This is a genomic window from Paenibacillus sp. FSL R10-2734, assembly GCF_037963865.1.
Lineage (GTDB): Bacteria > Bacillota > Bacilli > Paenibacillales > Paenibacillaceae > Paenibacillus_AQ.
Genome location: NZ_CP150170.1, coordinates 6,306,720 through 6,324,075, shown reverse-complemented (window position 1 = coordinate 6,324,075; position 17,356 = coordinate 6,306,720). Strand labels below are relative to the sequence as shown.

The window sequence follows — 17,356 nt, the reverse complement described above, 5'->3', positions numbered from 1 at the left end:
AAATAACTTCCTCATGCTATAATAATAGATGAGGAAGTTTTTTTGATTTCAATATAAAATAGGAGTTGACTATGTCTAGACTTCAGAGGAAAAGCGTTTTATGGCATTATGTTACTACAGGTTTTTTAGTAGCTTTGTGGATGGCATTGCAAGTAACAAGCAAATCTTTTGATGAAAGTTTTTTAGAAGTAATATTTAGTAATTATATTATTCCATTAGTCATTTTTACATTAGTTTTAGTCTCCATAATAATAAAGGAACACGATGAACTACTATCATTACTGCTTATTCTTTTCGCTACATATGTTCATCTCATACCGGGTATCGAAAAGAATTTTCTTATTACGTATGTTGTCTTAATTCTTTTTCCAATTCTCTTTTTAATCAGAGCTGTTCAATTCATTAAAAGAAAAGGCTTAAGAGATTTCCAATCTTATTTAAAATTGCTACTTTTGTTAGGCGTATATATCTATATTATTTTTTATTATCAGTATTAATAAATCCAATTGCACTGAATTATAATAATGGTATTCATAGAGCTGAGTTAACTTTTTTGACTAGAATACTTTTGATTGGGACGGCTAATGTTTATCTACAAGTTTTTCAAATATAAGTATTTCATTTGAATGGATCCTTCCCTAAACTGTGTTTAAAAATCTATAAAAGAAATCCTGGATTTCTCCAGGGTTTCTTTTTAATCTTCGAACAAATCGTCCATTAGCTGCTGAATGTCTTCTTTTCTCTTTTTCGAGTCATTCTTATCGATCAGAATTTCATTATCTTTAAAAATAAGAGTATCTCCAGACTTTGCCTCTTTAGGTAAAATTGATTTTAAGATATCCTCAGTTTGCCCTTCAAATTCTACAACGGCATATACTCCTTCGAAGCGATCAATAATTCCTTTTCTCATTTAGAAGCCCCCTTAGTTGTCGTAAAGGATATTTTACTTCCATCACTAATAGCAGTAATTGTACCTTTTTGATCAGTTCGTAAAATAGAAGTATCTGCATTTTTTAACCTTGTAAGTATTCCGGAATCTGGATGTCCATAATTGTTTTTACCTACGCTTATTAATGAGTACTGTGGTTTAACGGCATTAAGAAATGCTTTGCTGGTTGAACTATTGGATCCATGATGGCCGACCTTTAGAACATCTGCTTTAAGAGCCAGACCATCTGCAAGCATATCATTTTCAGATTTGAGCTCAGCATCTCCAGTGAATAAGAAGGAGTTGTTTTTGTAAGTGATCTTCAGGACTGCACTCCAATTATTCAAATCATCGCCGTAAGTATTGATGGGGGCCAGAAAGTTTGCTTCTATACCAGATAGGGGAATGGTACCCCCTTTTGTCACACTTTTTATTGTACGACCTTCATTTTTGACTGCAGTTAGAAAGTCTTTATATGTATCCGTCGTGTGGGAAACCTTTGGGGCATATACAGATTTAACGTCTACAGCCTTTAAAACATCGTCAAGACCGCCAATATGATCCGCGTCAGGATGAGTTGCTACCATGGCATCAAGTGTCTTTACACCAAGAGCGTTCAGATACTTTACTACGTTTTTACCCTGAGTGTTATCACCTCCGTCAATGAGTACATATTGATTATTCGGAGTCCGGATTAAGGTAGAGTCACCTTGACCAACATCGAAAAAGTAAACCTGAAGAGTGCCAACGTTTTGTTTCTTTGGTAAAAGCAAAGTTGGAGCTGGTGTAGCAGTAGGCTTTGGTGTTGGTTTCGCGGTAGGTTTAACAGCTGGTTTAGCAGTGGCAGTCGGTTTTGAATCTGAACTTCCACCATTGTGGTAATGGTATTCTCCGTCTTCCAGTCCCCACTTTGCGCAATTTGTGCGGCAATAATGACCGCCATCTCCATCTGTACGTCCTGGGTGTGCCTCAGCAAGTACAGGCATCAACAATAAAACGAGTGACATGAAGATTGAAACAATAATTCTTTTCATAAAAAATAAATACCCCCAATGTATGATTCTGGGAGTAGTCTATCAGAATAAGGTAATATTTTCTACTTCATTTCGTAACTATTCACTTATTTCTGGCTACATTTTCACTTATCCCTTATTAAGCTAAGCGGCAGGATAGTTCCAATTATGGTAATATGAGGTTGGGTCTTGGAAATTAACTGTTCCCGATTATTAGTCATGGCTCACATAAATTTTGTTTTAAAGGAGATGGAATATGGGTACTTCTTCTACAATGTTATCGATGTTTTGGCCAATGATCCTTATGATTGCTTACGGACTTTTCATTTTGCTTGGATTATATACACTGTATTTAATCATAAAGCTATTAATCAGAGCGATAGCAGCGCTCGATATATATTTAGATGAAAAGAGAAATAGATGACTTTAGATCGATCAAACTATAGAGCTAACGGGACACGTTAGTGGAATAGCGGTTGCTTCGGCAGCTTTTTTTATTTGTTCAACTAACGGGCAGTTAGTTCAATAGGACACGACATAAAGTTGTTTAACCAGACATCTTCATTTAGAATAAAAGAAGAGATAGAAGGGAGTGGCGCAAATGGAATACCTATCAATTTCGATATCACTTGTGTCCTTAGTTGTATGTTTAACTGTGTATAACAAAGTAAGTGCCATGGAAGCTCGTATCAAAACAATGCAGGTAAATGTTGACCAAATTGCCAAGTCTGAAGGTCTGCCCCCACATCTTGTTCAAAATGAGGTTCTCCAGCTCGTACGTAACGGCAAGGAAGTAGCAGCTATTAAAAAAGCGAGAGAAGTGCTTGGTTTGTCACTATTAGAAGCGAAGCAATATGTGGATGCCCTAAAGGAATAGCTGCAACAATGCGTCCATTCAAATAATAGCCCAAAAAAGACTGTCGACAAGTCCATTCAATAGTCTTTTTTATGATATATTATCAAAAATTAAACAGGAATAGTAATATTGCTGTCGATGGTACCTTTGCGGTAATAGCTTTAAGCTAATGGGCAGGTTAGTTAAAAGGGCGTTTTATTGAAATTAACCGAAGTAAAGGAATAGTGAAATGTTTACGATTCTTCTTGAACTAACGGGACACGATAGCTCAATAAAGTCAATAAGACACCCAACCGCGACAATTGTAAAAATGTGCCTCATCAGTGATTATACTGACGAGGCATTTTAATTAGATAATTTATATATCAAATTCAGCCCATCCTGGTGGCAGTGGTTCGAAGTTGATTTCATCGAGGGCTTCTGGTTCAATAATTACTAGTAGTGGTTCATGTATGTCAATTAACGCACCTATACGTTCGCTGATTCCAATAAAAGTACCAATCGCTACAACTCTTCCACACCTTCCACCAAATCCGCTATCGTGATTGTCACAGATACGCACGGACTGCCCCGGCTTTATTTCTTCCCATCTCATAAAGTAGGGGGTGCTCCTAGATCATTTAAAGTTATCTGGGACATTCCAAAGTAAGTAGCACTGTCATTTGAGTAATGGTACTGTCGTTGTATCGTTAGCATCAGTGGCGTCTCCGGGATCTAATCATTGCAATGATGGACAAAACAAGTGATACTCCGATAACAATCCAAGTGATTATATTCAACATTCATATCCCTCCCGCGTATGCCCGCCGGCTAATTTATTTTCTGGTGTGAGTGTGTTATGATTGGGTGGAGGAAGGGGCTCAATCCCTTCCTCCGGGAACCTATTTACGTTTGCGTGGTGCGCGGCGTTTGGTTCCTTTTTTCTTGTCCTTTAGCAGTAGATAAGCTGTGTAACACTGGATAGATGCTGTTAGGAGTTGTACCCAATCCTTCATCCCTTCTCTCCTTTCGGGAAGTATTACTTTCACTTCCTGTATTAAATATATCATATGTTGTATCTTTAGTCAAATAAAAAGTTTGACTTCCTGTATTTATTTTATTATTATGAGTACATAAAGAAGTAGGAAGGTGAATATAATGCCGTTTTCGTACAAGCCCTTATGGGTGCTATTAGCGAAAAATGAAATGAAGAAGCAGGATTTAAGGGAGGCACTTGGCCTTGGTCCGTCCACTATAGCGAAGATGGGTAAGGGTGAGAATATCTCTCTTGAAGTGCTGGACAAACTTTGTAGCCATTTCGGAGTACAACCAAACGATATCATTGAACATGTAGAAGAGTCGTCACAGGGATAACCTGGACGGCTCTTTTGTTGCTAAGAAATTCTTTTGTTTTATCTGTAATCAACCCTACGATAGTATGCGGTATAATAAAGCCCTGCTGACCATTACGGTAGCAGGGCTTTAGTTTATACCTCGACTTCCTCCCATCCTGGAGGTAATGGATCCTCTGGTGCAAGTTCAAGATATTCAGGTGGTTCACTAATGAGTAAGGGTTCTCCAATATCAATGATGATTTTGCCAAATGCAAATTGACATATGGTGCCTATACGGTCTTTCCAGTGGCCTGCGATGATCTGGACTCCAATTCCTTGTTTAAGGTCTTTTATTTTCATATGATAACCTCCCCGTATTCAACAGGGGGCAAAATAGGGGCAAAGGAAATTGACCTACGTGGGTAATAGTGGTGGTTTCTGACTTTGTTAACACCCTTGAATTTATGGAAAACCCATATATATTAAGGGACAGACCGACACTGACATACCTTATTATCAGCCTTCCAAGCTGATAGCGTGGGTTCGATTCCCATCACCCGCTCCATAATTTAAACTTCCAAATCCTTGCGACGCAAGGATTTTTTTAATTATAGGGGTTACATTCTACGTTCATATATACACTTCTTGATGTTGCGTTCTTGATGCTATCTATTGCTCTTTTTCAGGGTCGGTCTATTGGAATTATAGGGAATTTCTCCGTATAATTATGTGATTTAAGGTCATTGATTGACTATAGGGAATTTTTCCGTATAACCAGGTCACAATAACAGCGATGACCTATTTTATAGGGAGGATTTCCCTATAACACTCTCCACCAAAGAAAAATCCTTAACGTACACAGGAGTTCCTACTCGCCAAACCTCCGAAATCCTGCAGAGAGTACAGCGATGTGTGCTCTGTAAGCGGCGGCGGTTTAAACGAACAGCCTTCTATTCACCCGCTCCATAATTCAAACAGTAAAAAGCCAGACTCCACAAACAAGTGGAGTCTGGCTTTTTATATGCTGTGTATTTTCTTAAACAGTCTTTAAGAACTCCACAATGGTGAGCAGTCCCTTATCGAAGTTCTCAAGGTTGAAATGCTCATCCGGTGCATGCAGGTTCTCATCATCAAGGCCAAAGCCCATTAGGACCACTGGTGCTTCAAGTACACGGGAGAAGCTTTCCATGATCGGAATGGAACCACCATCTTTAGTGAAGAGGGCGCGGGTTCCGTATACTTTACCGTAAGCGTCCGCTGCAGTTTGCAGAATCGGATTTGATGGATCGATGTTAAAGGCACGTGCCTTTTCCATTTGCTTCACATGCACTTTCGCTCCGCTTTGAATATTAGCCTTCAGATGAGCCTCCACAGCATCAAGGATATGCTGTGGATCCTGATCGCCAACAAGGCGACAGGTAATCTTGGCATGTGCCTCTTTAGGAATAACCGTCTTGCTGCCTTCCCCTTGGAAACCACCATAAACACCGTTAAGCTCAAGGGTAGGGCGAGCGCCAATCCGCTCAACGAAGGAATAACCTTCTTCGCCGTATAACGCATCTAGTCCAAGTGCTTCGCGGATTTTATCCTCATTCACGCCTTGCTTCACGAATTCCTCCCGTATCATTGGAGAAAGCTCAGGTACTCCATCATAGAAGCCCTCTACGGAAACACGGCCTTTGTCGTCATGAAGCGAGCTGAGCAAGGACACGAGCGCATGCAGTGCATTCGGAACGCCGCCGCCGTAAGATCCAGAGTGAAGGTCTGTAAGAGCTGTTGTCACGCTAACTTCAAGTGATCCAAGACCACGCAGTCCAGTACAAATTGCAGGGCGACCACGCTCCAGCAGGGATGTATCGGAGACTAGAACCGCGTCCGCAGCCAGCTTTTCTTTGTTAGCTTCAAGGAATGGCGGTAGATTTATACTACCGATTTCTTCTTCACCCTCGATGCAAAGCTTGATGTTTACAGGAAGAGTACCTTCTTGTTTCAGTATCGCTTCAATCGCTTTGAAGTGAATGAATACTTGTCCTTTATCATCCGTTGCTCCGCGTGCATAAAGCTTGCCATCACGGATCTCTGGTTCAAATGGAGGTGTGGTCCATAGGTTTAACGGATCTACTGGCTGCACATCGTAGTGTCCGTATACAAGAATGGTTGGCTTACCCGGAGCATGAAGATAGTCGGCATATATAACGGGATGTCCCGCTGTCGGATGAAGTTCAATGTTCTCAAGTCCGGCTTTCTTTAATGTGTCCGTCAGCCAATGGGCTGCGGCGAGTACATCGTCCTTATGCTCAGATAAGGCAGAAATACTTGGGATGGTGAGCCATTGTTTTAGTTCTTCGAGATGTTCATCTCGGTGCGTTGAAAAATACGTTTCGTATGACATAGTGAGTATGTACCTCCTTAAGTTTTGCTGCGCAAAACCGGCTTCGTAAGCACCTAGGCATAAGCTTATTGGCCATGCGTGACCGTCTTGTTTAGCATTCTATAGGAACCATTATACTGGAGAACTCACTATGGATCAAAAGCGATTAGGGAGACGTCTTACCAAACGATCGTGGCCGGAGTCACACCCTGAGGAAAAGTGTCTTCTGCATTGTCTTTATTCACATACATGTCATACCAAGCGTCGGCAATGAGCCCTGGATCTGTAGCTGTGCCTGGCTTGATAAATACGCCAAGCGCTAGATGCCCTACGTAGATTCCTTTTGGAGCCAAGTCAGCATGAAGATTGAGGACATAATTTCTTAGTCCGCTTAGTGCGATACCGACATTACCCATCATCTGCATGGGATAGATGGAGGATAGACCGGTTGTGAACAGCAGCGCACCGCTGCGTTTCTCCAGCATTTCAGGCAATACTTGCTCTACGCTTCTAATCGCAGCTACAACCAGAGCTTGGAAGGCATCTAGTGCATTCTCCTCAGTAACTTGAGAAGCTGGGGTAGGTGGGTAGTTTCCACTTGTAGGGCTGAACTCAAGAACATCGATAAAGCCGTATTTTGCTTTAATGTCGTGGAAGGCAGCAATTACTTGTTCTTTAATGTATAAATCTGCTGGAAAAGCAGTCGCCTCGATATTTTGCGATCGAAGCTCTTCTACGAGAGTGTTCAATTTATCCGCATTACGAGAGATTAGGGCGACTTGAAATCCATTTGCTCCGAATTTTTTGGCGATGGAGAGTCCTAGGCCGGGGCCAGCTCCCATGATAGCTATAGTTTTTTTCATGATTAATAGTTCCTTTCCGGTTGTTGATTACTAACAGTAACCATGATAAGCTGTATAAGCTTGAGGGACAAGAAGGCACTATTACATGCTTAAGTTACATGGAGGTAACCACTATTGGAACATTCGATGGAAGAACCCACTCGGTTCATGCCGATGCTGGAGGATTGCTCCATTACCCGCCAGATTCTGGACAGGGTCGGAGACAAATGGAGTGTACTGATTATTGTCAATTTGGGTGTTAAAGCTCTGAGATTCAAAGAATTGCAAAGGCGCTCTGGAGGGATTTCGCAACGGATGCTGACACAAACCCTTCGCCATCTAGAACGGGATGGGATTGTTTGGCGTAAAGCAACGCCTACAGTACCTTTGACTGTGGAATATGGTCTGACGAGCATAGGAGAATCATTGTTGGAGCCTTTAACCTCGCTTGTGGAATGGGTTAACCAAAATAATGGAAAGATCGCCGAAGCGCGTATAGATTATGATAGTCAGCACGAGACGCAGGACTAGCAAGCTAGCAGTACAATTTACTGGGATAGAGGATGGATTATTTTGCAAAAGAATAGTGGAAAGAACACATTTATATATACTTACACCTGTTCGGAGGATGAGTTATCTCTGTGTCAGATGGAGCTGCGTTGTCTTTTTGGAGGGGGAATGCCTTCTTCAATCTTTAAGAGTGAGGTAGAGGTGGATGTTAGCCGCAGTCCCTTCATTAAAGAGCGAATTGATGTCATGTACGAGGGAGACAGCTTGCCCGAAATTTATGATCAGACGGAGCAAGTGGAGCTTGGCGGCAAGACGTTTAAGGTTATTTTTGTGAAGACCAATGATCTGTCCCCTGCCGACAAAATAGAATATGATGAGCGTAGAGTGATCGAGAGAGAAATCGGCTTGCGTATTGAAGGAGAAGCGGATGTTAATCATCCGGAGCTCGTATACGGTATTGTAACGCTGGGCGGGCGCTGGTACTTTGGAGCTTATCATAAGAACAAAGCCACCTGGTTCCGTCAAATGAAGAAGCCGCGCAGCTACTCTATCGCTCTTAGCACACGTGTGGCCCGAGCTGCGGTCAATATCGCTGTTCCGAATCCGGAGGGTGTACGAGCAATCGATCCTTGCTGCGGCATCGGAACTGTAATGGTAGAGGCTCTGTCGATGGGAATTAATATGGTCGGACGTGACATTAACCCTCAGATCGCGATCGGTGCTAGAACGAATATTGCTCATTTTGGATTCACAAGTGAGGTAACGCTTGGGGATATTGCTGACATCACAGAACATTACGACGTAGCTATTGTAGATATGCCTTATAATCTATATTCTAGTATTACACCTGAGGAACAGTTTGCTATTCTGGTGAATGCGCGCCGGATTGCAGACCGTGTGGTTATCGTTGCGATTGAACCGATGGACGAGATGATTAATGAAGCTGGATTTACGATTATAGACCGCTGTGAAGCCAAAAAAGGATTGTTTTCCCGTCACTTAATGCTTTGCCAGTAAACCTGATTACTCGTAATCTAAAAGGGGTGCAGCAATGGAGCAGAAATGGTTAACCTGGGCAAAAGAAATACAGGCCATCGCACAGACTGGACTAACTTACGCTAAAGATGTTTATGATATAGAACGGTATCAGGCTTTACGGGAGCTGAGCGTGGATATCCTCGCTAATTATACGTTCGAAAGCAAGGAGAGAATAAGGCTCTCCTTTGCTGGCGAGCGTGGCTATTCTACGCCGAAGGTGGATATCCGCGGTGTTGTATTTCAGGAAGGCAGAATCCTACTTGTCCGCGAGAAATTAGATGGGAAGTGGGCACTTCCTGGAGGCTGGGGGGACATCGGGCTGTCACCGAGTGAGGTTGTAGTCAAGGAGATTCAAGAAGAATCAGGCTTTGAGGCGGAAGCGATTCGCTTGCTAGCTGTTCTAGATAAGAAATTCCATAACCATCCTCCGGAACCGTATCACGTGTATAAGTTTTTTATATTATGCAAAATCGTAGGCGGAGAGGCAAAACAAGGAGTGGAGACAAGTGAAGTATCTTTTTTCGCAGAAGATGAGCTTCCTGAGCTCTCCGAAGAGCGGAATACAAAAGAACAGATACGGACGATGTTTGAATATTTACGAAATCCAGAAAAAGTTGTAATATTAGACTAAGAATTCGCATATGATGAATGACTTCCGAAAACCGAAGTTTTAAACTATTCAAATTCTGGTTAATATTTATTATGTAAGCACTTACAATATTGGATATTCTAAGTTTTTGGGTCGAGCGGTCTACATTTTTTCCTCTACTGTGACGATAAGAATTTTAGGAGGGGATCGCATGGAACAAGAAAAATTGAGCATTCCATTGAATCAGGAAAATGTGGTGCGTCCTGCAGAAGGCAATATTGCCACTGGGCTGGTTTGGGGTATCTTAATCAGCATTCCGTTATGGATCTCTGTGATTGGCTGGGTTCTGGGGTTTTGGCGCTAAGCTATATTTTAATAACTATCTAATTTTGATGATTGTATAGTATATACAAAAGGCGGTCTCTTCGTTGTAGAAGAGACCGCCTTTTTAGTACCTGTAGTCCTCAGGATTTCGTATATTCCAGTTTAAAATTCTCGCAAACCACCTTCATCTTTGGTTTAAAAGGTTTCTTCAAGAACGCTAAGGATTCTCTGGTGAAGAATTTCTCATGCTCATGGCGCCACGACTCCAGTGTTCTGTCATCCTCGCCTTCGGTATAGGCAAAGTCAGCACTGACCTCATCAAAGGGTGTAATTTGCACATTGGTTGTAACGATCACTGCTTGCGGATTACCATGCCCATCTAGCAGGATGCTGTGTCGGCCAATTTCCGGTAACGTCTCTTCGCTGACTTCATAAACTTCATAGTTTGAAGCAGTTCCTGTCTTGATCCCGCGGATCACCAGATCTAGCAATTCATCGGCCATTTGGGGATTGTCTCCAAAGGCCCAAGCTTCGTAATTATCCGCTACTTGAGGATGAAGCTGGGTGTAATCTTCCCAAAAAAGCTTAATCTTCTCTTTGTTGCACATATTTTTATCTCCTTCGTTCAAAAGGTGTATGTTCATTAATGGCCGACGGTTTCCATCCAGCCCGCATAAAGTTCATCTAATTGCTCTTGCACTGTATCGCGTTCTTTTTGTAGCTCGGCGAGCTCTGCCGCATGGCTACTGATCAGTGGATCTAGCATTTTGGTATCGATATCGCCAAGCTGATCCTCAACCTCTGCAATAGCCTTCTCCCAGTCGAAGTGGATGCTTTTTTTGCGGGAACTGGACGTGTTAGCCGAGGTAACATTCACTGAACCGTTAGATTGAGGCTTACCGGAGCGTGACGTGGTTCCTTCTGAAGAGGAGGGTTTAGGCTGATGAGGAATAGCAGCTGGTGCTGCTAATGCTTTTTCAGCTTGCTTCTCCTTGTAATACTCATAATTGCCGTTGAAGACTCCAAATCGTCCACTTTCAATGGACCACAGTTTGTGGAACAGGCGATTGATGAAGTAGCGATCATGTGATACGGCCAGCACTGTGCCTGGAAACTCCTCTAACGCTTCCTCTAGCGCTTCACGAGAGTCAATATCTAGATGGTTCGTTGGTTCATCCAGAATCAGCAGGTTTGGTTTACGATGCATCAACACTGCGAAGCGCAGGCGGGTCCATTCCCCTCCGGACAAATTCATGATGTCTTTGAACACATCGGCACCATAGAATAGGAAACGTGCAAGCTGCCCTCGCGCTTCACCTTCTTCTAGACCGGCTTCTTCGCGGAAGTAGCGGAGTACAGATTGTTTGTTATTTTCAGGGACAGCCTCTTGTGCGAGGTAACCGACTACGGTTCTTGAACCAAGAGTACAGCTTCCACTGTCCGGGACTTCCTGCCCTAATATAATTCTTAAAAGTGTACTTTTACCTGCTCCGTTACCCCCGAGGAGTGCCGTAGTCTCTCCGTAGCGAAGCACTTCGTTTGCGCCTGTGAAAAGGCTCCGCTCACCATATGCTTTTCCGATATCCTCCAGAATGACGACCTGATTACCGGAACGATCATTTTGCTGCAGCTGCAAATCCATCGATTTGCGCTCAAGAATAGGACGTTTAACCTTTACCATACGATCCAGTGCTTTTTGCATGGATGCTGCTCGCCGGTAAAAGGCAGGGTTTGGGGGAGTTCCCCGATTCCCAAATTCGATGAGGCGTTTGATGCTCTCCTGCATTTGCTTAATTTTTTTCTGTTGTTCTTGATAATCAGCAAATTGTTGAAGAAGCCGTGTTTCCTTCTCCACTTGATAGCCGCTATAGTTGGTGTGGAAGGTGATGGCTTCGCCGTCTTCAATCTCAATTACCTTCTTGACTACAGCGTCGAGGAAGTAACGATCATGGGAAATGGCTAGTACTGTACCGTCATAGCTCTGTAAGTACTGCTCTAACCACTCAATGGCGTTCATGTCTAGATGATTAGTTGGCTCATCGAGTAGAAGTACATCTGGACGGCGTAGCAGCAGCTCTGCGAGACCGACCTTGGTCTTCTCGCCACCAGAAAGAGAGGCGAATAGGCGGCTATATTGCCCCGTTCCGATTCCTAGACCAGTGGCAACTCGCTGAATTGTGGATTCAATTTCGTAGCCTCCTGCGGTCTCAAATTTATCTTGAAGGCTACCGTATTCTTTCAGCAGTCGATTCCATAGCGTTTCATCCGTTCCGGTATTGAAGGTGGACATTTCAAGCTCCAGCTCTCGCAGGCGTTGTTGCCACTGCAAAGGTTCGGCAAAGCTACGCTGTAGAACGTCATAAACGGTTTCTTTTTCATTCACCTCTTGAATTTGAGCCAGCATCCCTACTACGCTGCCTTTGCGTATGGAGATTTGCCCTTGATCTGGGCGCTCTTCACCGTTCAGTAGATGGAAAAGCGTAGTTTTACCGCAGCCATTGCGGCCGATCAGGCCGATTTTTTCCCCTTGTCGAATATCGAAGGTGATGCTATTTAACACGAGCTGTGCACCGTGGTATTTTTGAACATTTTGGCATTGGATAATCATTTATATTCTCCTTTAAGAATGCCCTTTGCACCGCCAGTACCCTAAATGGCTCCGAAGTCCTATAAAAAACCATAAAAAAAGACCGTAGGGAAATTTCCCCACGGCCTTATCAAACTCCGGTTAACTGATCCGTCCGGGTGATGGCAGGAAAGGCATTTCACATTTGTGTAGTGTTATTAAATTCATGAAATTGGACAGACTTCTCCCGTTATCGCCATTTACATGAGCAATGCCAGCTAACGCTATAGGTAGCCGACTAATAACACTGTTGGTCCAATTGTGGTCCATTCCTTCCACACCCCTTTCTTAACAAATTAATGACAGTGTAATCAATTATCGGAAAATAAGCAAGTAAAAAGATGGCAGAGAGAGGTTATCTACTGCATAGAATATGAATTGTGGAACAATATGGTTCTATATGGAGAGACGATTTGCTAAAATTCAACAGATGAAAAGGGGAGGTTTTATGGCACTTTTTGACGGATTGATGGGTAATGCATCTCAGGTGAATCTTGCGGAGGTACAGCGGGAATACGCACAAATTCTTGCCCCTCAAGAGAAAATTGAACGAGCCTATAAGCTGATTAGAGATATGTTTATTTTTACGGACAAACGATTGATTCTGGTGGATATACAGGGACTGACGGGCAAGAAAACAGATTATCACTCTATTCCATACAAAAGTATCTCGCATTATTCCGTGGAGACGGCAGGGCATTTTGATCTGGATGCGGAGTTACGTATCTATATTTCCAGCAGCACTATGCCGCTCAAGAAGACCTTCAACAAGTCCGTGAATATTTATGAGGTACAGGCGGTATTGTCACAATATATTTTAAAATAGTGTAGTTAAACAGTGTAGCGGAGTACCAGACCGTCATAGGCAAAAGCGGCTAAGATTACTAAGGCAGGATGCAGTTTAAGCCGCTTTATGGGCCAGAATGCGATTGCGGCAATGTGCTAAATAAAATATGTGACTGTAGTGAAAGAATAGCCCCCTTAGACTCCTCGAAGTTTATACCCGAGATAATCCGCCATTTTAGTTCCATCTCCAATGTTTCTCCGAATTCATTAACACTTAGCCAAGTGTAGCGTGTTACCTCATCAAGCCGGATCGACGGAATCATGGAAGGTCCTCCGCCATAGCCGACAATCCCAATTCTGAACAAGGCGATTGCTAATGGTACATATTTTATACAATCATATGTGTGAATCTACGAGCATGACTAGCGATTCGCGATTCTTTGTGCATGGCTCACAAAAAGAGGATGTTTATTTTGCGGTTTGACGTAATCGATTGACAAAGGATTTTTATGTAATGTTAAATGACATTAATTGAGCGAGAAGTTTATAGGGAGATGGGAAGCATGGCGGAGAAACCCGTAATAGGCACAAAAACAATGGTCGTCAGCCCCCATTATTTAGCTTCGGCTGCGGGTGCACGCATCTTGGGAAAAGGGGGGAATGCCTTTGATGCAGCAGTGGCGGTTAGTGCTACGCTTGCGGTAGTCTATCCGCATATGACGGGGCTTGGCGGGGATTCCTTCTGGTTGACTTATAACAAACAAGAAGCGCGTGTTAGGGCCTATAACGGAAGCGGACGGTCGAGTTACGGAGCTCGCAGAAGTTGTTATGCGGGGGAAGCTTACATCCCTAGGCGGGGGATTCGCAGCGCCATCACCGTGCCTGGGATGGTGGATAGCTGGGATGCCATGCTGAGCAAGTATGGTCGCTTAACGCTAGCGGAGGTGCTAGAGCCAGCTATTGACTATGCTCAGGGTGGGTTTCCGCTATCGCCGGATCAGCGGAATAATACGCTACTCGCAGGAGCTGCGTTGTCGGCGGAGGCTTCGGCGATTTATTTGCCGGGCGGAGTGGTTATGTCTGCTGGGTCGAGATTTCAGCAGACACAACTGGCTGCCACTCTAAAGACATTGGCAGCAGGTGGGCGGGATTCTTTTTATAAAGGGAAAATTGCTGAAGATATCTGCGATTATATGCTGGCAGCAGGTGGTTATCTCACTCGGGATGATTTTGCGGATCATCAGGGAGATTGGGTCGAGCCGATTCATACGGAATACCAAGGGCATACGGTGTATCAAGTGCCACCAAATTCGCAGGGATTCACGGGGCTGATGAGTCTTAATATATTGGAGAACTTTAATTTCGGAGAAATCGAGCATGGTTCTTATGAATATTATCATCTGCTTGTTGAGGCGCTGAAGCTAAGCTTTCACGAGCGGGATAAGGTGCTTACAGACCCGGATTTTAGTGCAATTCCTTTGGGGCAACTGTTGGATAAACGTTATGCAGAACAACTGGCCTCTACGATCTCAATGCAAAAAGCGGTACAGCTGACAAGTCAGCCAATCGGCAGTGATACAGCTTATGCTGCGGTTGTAGACGAGGAAGGGAATGCAGTCTCTTTTATTCAGAGTTTGTATTTTGAATTTGGTTCAGGCGTGGTGGCTGGGGATACAGGGATTTTGCTGCAGAATCGGGGTTCATTTTTCTCGCTTGATCCCGGCCACATCAATACGCTAGAGCCGCATAAGCGCAGCTTCCACACACTGATGCCAGCCATGGCTTGTCGAGAGGGGAAGCCTGCGATTTTGTATGGTACACAAGGCGGTGAAGGTCAGCCTCAGACTCAAACGCTGCTGCTTACACGGATGCTGCATTATGGAATGAATCCGCAAACAGCAGTAAGTGAACCGCGTTTTGTGTGGGGGAGAACGTGGGGGGAGCCAACGCAGGAACTAAAGGTGGAAGCTCGGGTAGATGAAGAGGTGCTGACAGATCTCTCAGGAGCCGGTCATAGTGTCCGGAAGGTCGACGCGTTTGACGGGATCATGGGTCATGCCCACGCGATTGCTATAGATGACAATGGATATCTCAGTGGGGGAACGGATCCGCGCTGTGATGGCGCGGCGATTGGTTGGTAGGTGAGACGAAATTGGCTAGAGTTCGGGTTGGAGGTAGGTGGCAGGCTGGACCTTGAAGAGGGATGCTGGGAAGGAAGTTAAGTGGGATACTAGGGAGAACGTTAAGTGAGATGCTGGAAGGCGCGTTAAGTAGGATGCTAGGAGGGACGTTAAGTGAGAATATCTTCCGTAGACTTTCGTACTCTCCCCAACACTCCCATTTCTTCCGCCTTTATTTCGTAGGAGGGGTGTCTTGAAAGGATTTTTTGGAAAGCTATGATAGGGAAATTCTAGTGTGGTGGTACTAAAGAATTCTAGAAGGAATGATTAGGGTTAGAGAAACTGTGATTAAGTTCAGAGAAGGAATGATTAAGGGCAGTGAAACTGTGATTAAGTTCAGAGAAGGAATGGTGATAGGGGGAGGGAGAAGCTATGGCGCTGGATAATCGGTATGGTGCGTTTATAGATGCTGAACTAACGGTTGAGCACTTAGGAAACGGGATATTGGACGGACTGACCTTTGCGGTGAAAGATGTGTATGCGGTAGCTGGACACTGCTCTTCGGCAGGTAATCCAGATTGGCTGCGGAGTCACAATCCATCTGGGGGACATGCGGCAGTAGTACGTCAGCTGCTCCAATCGGGAGCGACGCTTCGAGGAGCAACTCATACGGATGAGCTGATGTACAGTCTAGGTGGTGAGAATCATCATTATGGAACGCCAATAAATCCCCGTGCCGCAGGTTGTATCCCAGGTGGATCTTCGAGCGGATCGGCAGTAGCGGTAGCCTCTGGTAGTGTTGATTTTGCGCTTGGAACAGATACGGGTGGTTCTATTCGCGTCCCTTCCGCCTATTGCGGGGTATATGGCTTTCGACCGACGCATGATGTTGTGAATATGGAAGGCGTGATTCCGTTATCGCCGCAATTTGATACAGTAGGCTGGATGGCTGATCGTCTGGATGTGCTCCAGAAGGTTGGGGAGGTTTTACTTGGTTTTGGAAGCTTGTCTGAAAAGGTAACAACGAACATAGAGAAAAGTTTAGAAAGCAGTCTAGAAAAGAATGTAGAGAAGTGTGTGGAGAATAAAGTAAAGAATGAAATAGAGAATGAAATAGAGAATAATACTCAAAAGAAAATAGAGACTTTATTTGTTGCCACCGACTGTTGGGCCTTAGTTGATCCAGAGATTGCAGCTATTTTATCGGTTGGACTTAACCGCTTACGGACCGGTGCAGATCATTCTGTGGAAACTAAAATAGCTCCAGAAGGTTTGAAGGTCTGGATGGATGTCTTTCGGGAGCTACAAGGCAGTGAGATCTGGACAACCCATGGCGCCTGGATTGAGAAAGAAAAACCAGTCTTTGGGCCTGATGTTGCAGCTCGTTTCTCGTGGGCTGCCAGCTTAGTGGGTGAGGGCGAAGAGCAGCGTATTGCGCAATCTAAGCGTGAAGAAATTTCTACCCAATTGCGCCAGCTGCTGGGCGAAGATAATTGTCTTGTGATTCCGACAGTGCCGGAATCAGCACCACTGCGTGGTGGGGATTTGCGTCAATTGGAGGTGAACCGTAGTGGAGCGATGATGCTGAGCTGTATAGCCGGACTGGCAGGCCTGCCTCAGGTAACGTTACCTATGCTCACTAAAAATGGACTTCCGCTGGGATTGTCCGTTATTGCCGGACATGGTCAGGATCTACGGTTACTCTCATGGGTGAAGGAAGTGTGGCAGCGGTCTTGAGATGATGGATAAAATTTGTTCTGAGAAAAAGAGACCAAAGGTGCTTGCTGCCAGCCATTTAAGTATAAGCTCGACTGATAATCCCATATGACATTCACACACATGACAATCCCACCTCTTATCCTCAGACAGATGAGTCCTCAATAAACCTTGAGGTGCTTAGTTTCCATAGCATCTAGGGGGGGGGCAGAATAGTTTGTTCTGATTACCAAGGTGGGGGAGGTGGGTTCAATAGAGTTGTGTTCAATAGAGGTATGTTGGAATTAAAGGTAAACTCAGAGCTCAAAATTATGGTATAAGCCC

The 17,356-nt window shown here is 44.1% G+C and carries 20 protein-coding genes; 10 read left to right on the top strand and 10 right to left on the bottom strand.

Going from position 1 to position 17,356, the window contains the following annotated elements; all coding sequences use genetic code 11:
* Positions 1–71 precede the first annotated feature (71 nt).
* On the top strand, positions 72–497 hold the full coding sequence (locus NSS67_RS27175) for a hypothetical protein (RefSeq protein ID WP_339316847.1): 426 nt from the start codon (positions 72–74) through the stop codon (positions 495–497).
* Positions 498–694: 197 nt separating this feature from the next.
* On the opposite strand, the gene NSS67_RS27170 is transcribed toward NSS67_RS27175, so the two are convergent.
* On the bottom strand, positions 695–910 hold the full coding sequence (locus NSS67_RS27170; RefSeq protein ID WP_339316846.1) for a DUF3006 domain-containing protein: 216 nt from the start codon (positions 908–910) through the stop codon (positions 695–697).
* Positions 907–1,962 (bottom strand): MBL fold metallo-hydrolase, encoded by a 1,056-nt coding sequence (locus tag NSS67_RS27165; RefSeq protein WP_339316845.1) that lies wholly within the window; start codon positions 1,960–1,962, stop codon positions 907–909. The genes NSS67_RS27170 and NSS67_RS27165 overlap by 4 nt, the downstream gene beginning before the upstream one ends.
* A gap of 580 nt (positions 1,963–2,542) precedes the next feature.
* On the opposite strand from NSS67_RS27165, the gene NSS67_RS27160 reads away from it, so the two are divergent.
* Positions 2,543–2,818, top strand: coding sequence for a hypothetical protein (locus NSS67_RS27160; protein ID WP_339316844.1), 276 nt, complete (start codon positions 2,543–2,545; stop codon positions 2,816–2,818).
* 337 nt (positions 2,819–3,155) lie between these two features.
* Here NSS67_RS27160 and NSS67_RS27155 read toward each other — a convergent pair whose 3' ends face one another.
* Positions 3,156–3,392, bottom strand: coding sequence for a hypothetical protein (locus NSS67_RS27155; protein ID WP_339316843.1), 237 nt, complete (start codon positions 3,390–3,392; stop codon positions 3,156–3,158).
* Between the two features lie 542 nt (positions 3,393–3,934).
* On the opposite strand from NSS67_RS27155, the gene NSS67_RS27150 reads away from it, so the two are divergent.
* Positions 3,935–4,150 (top strand): helix-turn-helix transcriptional regulator, encoded by a 216-nt coding sequence (locus NSS67_RS27150; protein ID WP_149647260.1) that lies wholly within the window; start codon positions 3,935–3,937, stop codon positions 4,148–4,150.
* A gap of 113 nt (positions 4,151–4,263) precedes the next feature.
* Here the strand turns inward: NSS67_RS27150 and NSS67_RS27145 are convergent, their stop codons facing one another.
* The 3 genes from NSS67_RS27145 to NSS67_RS27135 all read right to left on the bottom strand — a co-directional run bounded on the left by NSS67_RS27145 (position 4,264) and on the right by NSS67_RS27135 (position 7,344).
* The gene (locus NSS67_RS27145) at positions 4,264–4,470 is read right to left on the bottom strand and encodes a hypothetical protein (RefSeq protein WP_339316842.1); all 207 of its coding nucleotides are present in this window, start codon (positions 4,468–4,470) and stop codon (positions 4,264–4,266) included.
* A 676-nt stretch (positions 4,471–5,146) separates the two neighbouring features.
* Complete coding sequence (locus NSS67_RS27140; protein WP_339316841.1) at positions 5,147–6,502, bottom strand: dipeptidase; 1,356 nt, start codon at positions 6,500–6,502, stop codon at positions 5,147–5,149.
* A gap of 158 nt (positions 6,503–6,660) precedes the next feature.
* On the bottom strand, positions 6,661–7,344 hold the full coding sequence (locus NSS67_RS27135; RefSeq protein WP_339316839.1) for an SDR family NAD(P)-dependent oxidoreductase: 684 nt from the start codon (positions 7,342–7,344) through the stop codon (positions 6,661–6,663).
* Positions 7,345–7,458: 114 nt separating this feature from the next.
* On the opposite strand from NSS67_RS27135, the gene NSS67_RS27130 reads away from it, so the two are divergent.
* The 4 genes from NSS67_RS27130 (at position 7,459) to NSS67_RS27115 (ending at position 9,824) form a co-directional block, all read left to right on the top strand.
* The gene (locus NSS67_RS27130) at positions 7,459–7,854 is read left to right on the top strand and encodes a helix-turn-helix domain-containing protein (protein WP_339316838.1); all 396 of its coding nucleotides are present in this window, start codon (positions 7,459–7,461) and stop codon (positions 7,852–7,854) included.
* 42 nt (positions 7,855–7,896) lie between these two features.
* The gene (locus NSS67_RS27125; protein WP_339316837.1) at positions 7,897–8,850 is read left to right on the top strand and encodes an RNA methyltransferase; all 954 of its coding nucleotides are present in this window, start codon (positions 7,897–7,899) and stop codon (positions 8,848–8,850) included.
* Between the two features lie 34 nt (positions 8,851–8,884).
* Complete coding sequence (locus tag NSS67_RS27120; protein WP_339316836.1) at positions 8,885–9,502, top strand: NUDIX hydrolase; 618 nt, start codon at positions 8,885–8,887, stop codon at positions 9,500–9,502.
* 169 nt (positions 9,503–9,671) lie between these two features.
* Positions 9,672–9,824: a hypothetical protein gene (locus tag NSS67_RS27115; RefSeq protein WP_339316835.1), complete on the top strand. Its 153-nt coding sequence runs from the start codon at positions 9,672–9,674 to the stop codon at positions 9,822–9,824.
* Positions 9,825–9,924: 100 nt separating this feature from the next.
* Here the strand turns inward: NSS67_RS27115 and NSS67_RS27110 are convergent, their stop codons facing one another.
* The 3 genes from NSS67_RS27110 to NSS67_RS27100 form a co-directional block, all read right to left on the bottom strand.
* The gene (locus NSS67_RS27110) at positions 9,925–10,392 is read right to left on the bottom strand and encodes an ASCH domain-containing protein (protein WP_339316834.1); all 468 of its coding nucleotides are present in this window, start codon (positions 10,390–10,392) and stop codon (positions 9,925–9,927) included.
* Between the two features lie 35 nt (positions 10,393–10,427).
* Positions 10,428–12,392, bottom strand: a complete 1,965-nt coding sequence (locus NSS67_RS27105; RefSeq protein WP_339316833.1) for an ABC-F family ATP-binding cassette domain-containing protein — start codon at positions 12,390–12,392, stop codon at positions 10,428–10,430.
* 120 nt (positions 12,393–12,512) lie between these two features.
* The gene (locus NSS67_RS27100) at positions 12,513–12,680 is read right to left on the bottom strand and encodes a hypothetical protein (protein ID WP_339316832.1); all 168 of its coding nucleotides are present in this window, start codon (positions 12,678–12,680) and stop codon (positions 12,513–12,515) included.
* Between the two features lie 178 nt (positions 12,681–12,858).
* Here NSS67_RS27100 and NSS67_RS27095 point away from each other — a divergent pair, with 178 nt between their 5' ends.
* The gene (locus tag NSS67_RS27095) at positions 12,859–13,236 is read left to right on the top strand and encodes a PH domain-containing protein (protein WP_339316831.1); all 378 of its coding nucleotides are present in this window, start codon (positions 12,859–12,861) and stop codon (positions 13,234–13,236) included.
* 85 nt (positions 13,237–13,321) lie between these two features.
* Here NSS67_RS27095 and NSS67_RS27090 read toward each other — a convergent pair whose 3' ends face one another.
* Positions 13,322–13,519: a hypothetical protein gene (locus NSS67_RS27090; protein ID WP_339316830.1), complete on the bottom strand. Its 198-nt coding sequence runs from the start codon at positions 13,517–13,519 to the stop codon at positions 13,322–13,324.
* Positions 13,520–13,759: 240 nt separating this feature from the next.
* Here NSS67_RS27090 and ggt point away from each other — a divergent pair, with 240 nt between their 5' ends.
* Together ggt and NSS67_RS27080 are read left to right on the top strand one after the other, a co-directional pair.
* Complete coding sequence (gene ggt / locus NSS67_RS27085) at positions 13,760–15,337, top strand: gamma-glutamyltransferase (protein ID WP_339316829.1); 1,578 nt, start codon at positions 13,760–13,762, stop codon at positions 15,335–15,337.
* A 417-nt stretch (positions 15,338–15,754) separates the two neighbouring features.
* Positions 15,755–17,053 (top strand): amidase family protein, encoded by a 1,299-nt coding sequence (locus NSS67_RS27080; protein WP_339320718.1) that lies wholly within the window; start codon positions 15,755–15,757, stop codon positions 17,051–17,053.
* The last annotated feature ends 303 nt before the right edge of the window (positions 17,054–17,356 follow it).

Excerpts from the sequence above, each read along its gene's own strand:
- NSS67_RS27175 (WP_339316847.1), top strand. The coding sequence starts at position 72 with ATGTCTAGACTTCAGAGGAAAAGCGTTTTATGGCATTATGTTACTACA.
- NSS67_RS27170 (WP_339316846.1), bottom strand. The coding sequence starts at position 910 with ATGAGAAAAGGAATTATTGATCGCTTCGAAGGAGTATATGCCGTTGTA.
- NSS67_RS27165 (WP_339316845.1), bottom strand. The coding sequence starts at position 1,962 with ATGAAAAGAATTATTGTTTCAATCTTCATGTCACTCGTTTTATTGTTG.
- NSS67_RS27160 (WP_339316844.1), top strand. The coding sequence starts at position 2,543 with ATGGAATACCTATCAATTTCGATATCACTTGTGTCCTTAGTTGTATGT.
- NSS67_RS27155 (WP_339316843.1), bottom strand. The coding sequence starts at position 3,392 with ATGAGATGGGAAGAAATAAAGCCGGGGCAGTCCGTGCGTATCTGTGAC.
- NSS67_RS27150 (WP_149647260.1), top strand. The coding sequence starts at position 3,935 with ATGCCGTTTTCGTACAAGCCCTTATGGGTGCTATTAGCGAAAAATGAA.
- NSS67_RS27145 (WP_339316842.1), bottom strand. The coding sequence starts at position 4,470 with ATGAAAATAAAAGACCTTAAACAAGGAATTGGAGTCCAGATCATCGCA.
- NSS67_RS27140 (WP_339316841.1), bottom strand. The coding sequence starts at position 6,502 with ATGTCATACGAAACGTATTTTTCAACGCACCGAGATGAACATCTCGAA.
- NSS67_RS27135 (WP_339316839.1), bottom strand. The coding sequence starts at position 7,344 with ATGAAAAAAACTATAGCTATCATGGGAGCTGGCCCCGGCCTAGGACTC.
- NSS67_RS27120 (WP_339316836.1), top strand. The coding sequence starts at position 8,885 with ATGGAGCAGAAATGGTTAACCTGGGCAAAAGAAATACAGGCCATCGCA.
- NSS67_RS27115 (WP_339316835.1), top strand. The coding sequence starts at position 9,672 with ATGGAACAAGAAAAATTGAGCATTCCATTGAATCAGGAAAATGTGGTG.
- NSS67_RS27110 (WP_339316834.1), bottom strand. The coding sequence starts at position 10,392 with ATGTGCAACAAAGAGAAGATTAAGCTTTTTTGGGAAGATTACACCCAG.
- NSS67_RS27105 (WP_339316833.1), bottom strand. The coding sequence starts at position 12,392 with ATGATTATCCAATGCCAAAATGTTCAAAAATACCACGGTGCACAGCTC.
- NSS67_RS27100 (WP_339316832.1), bottom strand. The coding sequence starts at position 12,680 with ATGGACCACAATTGGACCAACAGTGTTATTAGTCGGCTACCTATAGCG.
- NSS67_RS27095 (WP_339316831.1), top strand. The coding sequence starts at position 12,859 with ATGGCACTTTTTGACGGATTGATGGGTAATGCATCTCAGGTGAATCTT.
- NSS67_RS27090 (WP_339316830.1), bottom strand. The coding sequence starts at position 13,519 with ATGATTCCGTCGATCCGGCTTGATGAGGTAACACGCTACACTTGGCTA.
- ggt (WP_339316829.1), top strand. The coding sequence starts at position 13,760 with ATGGCGGAGAAACCCGTAATAGGCACAAAAACAATGGTCGTCAGCCCC.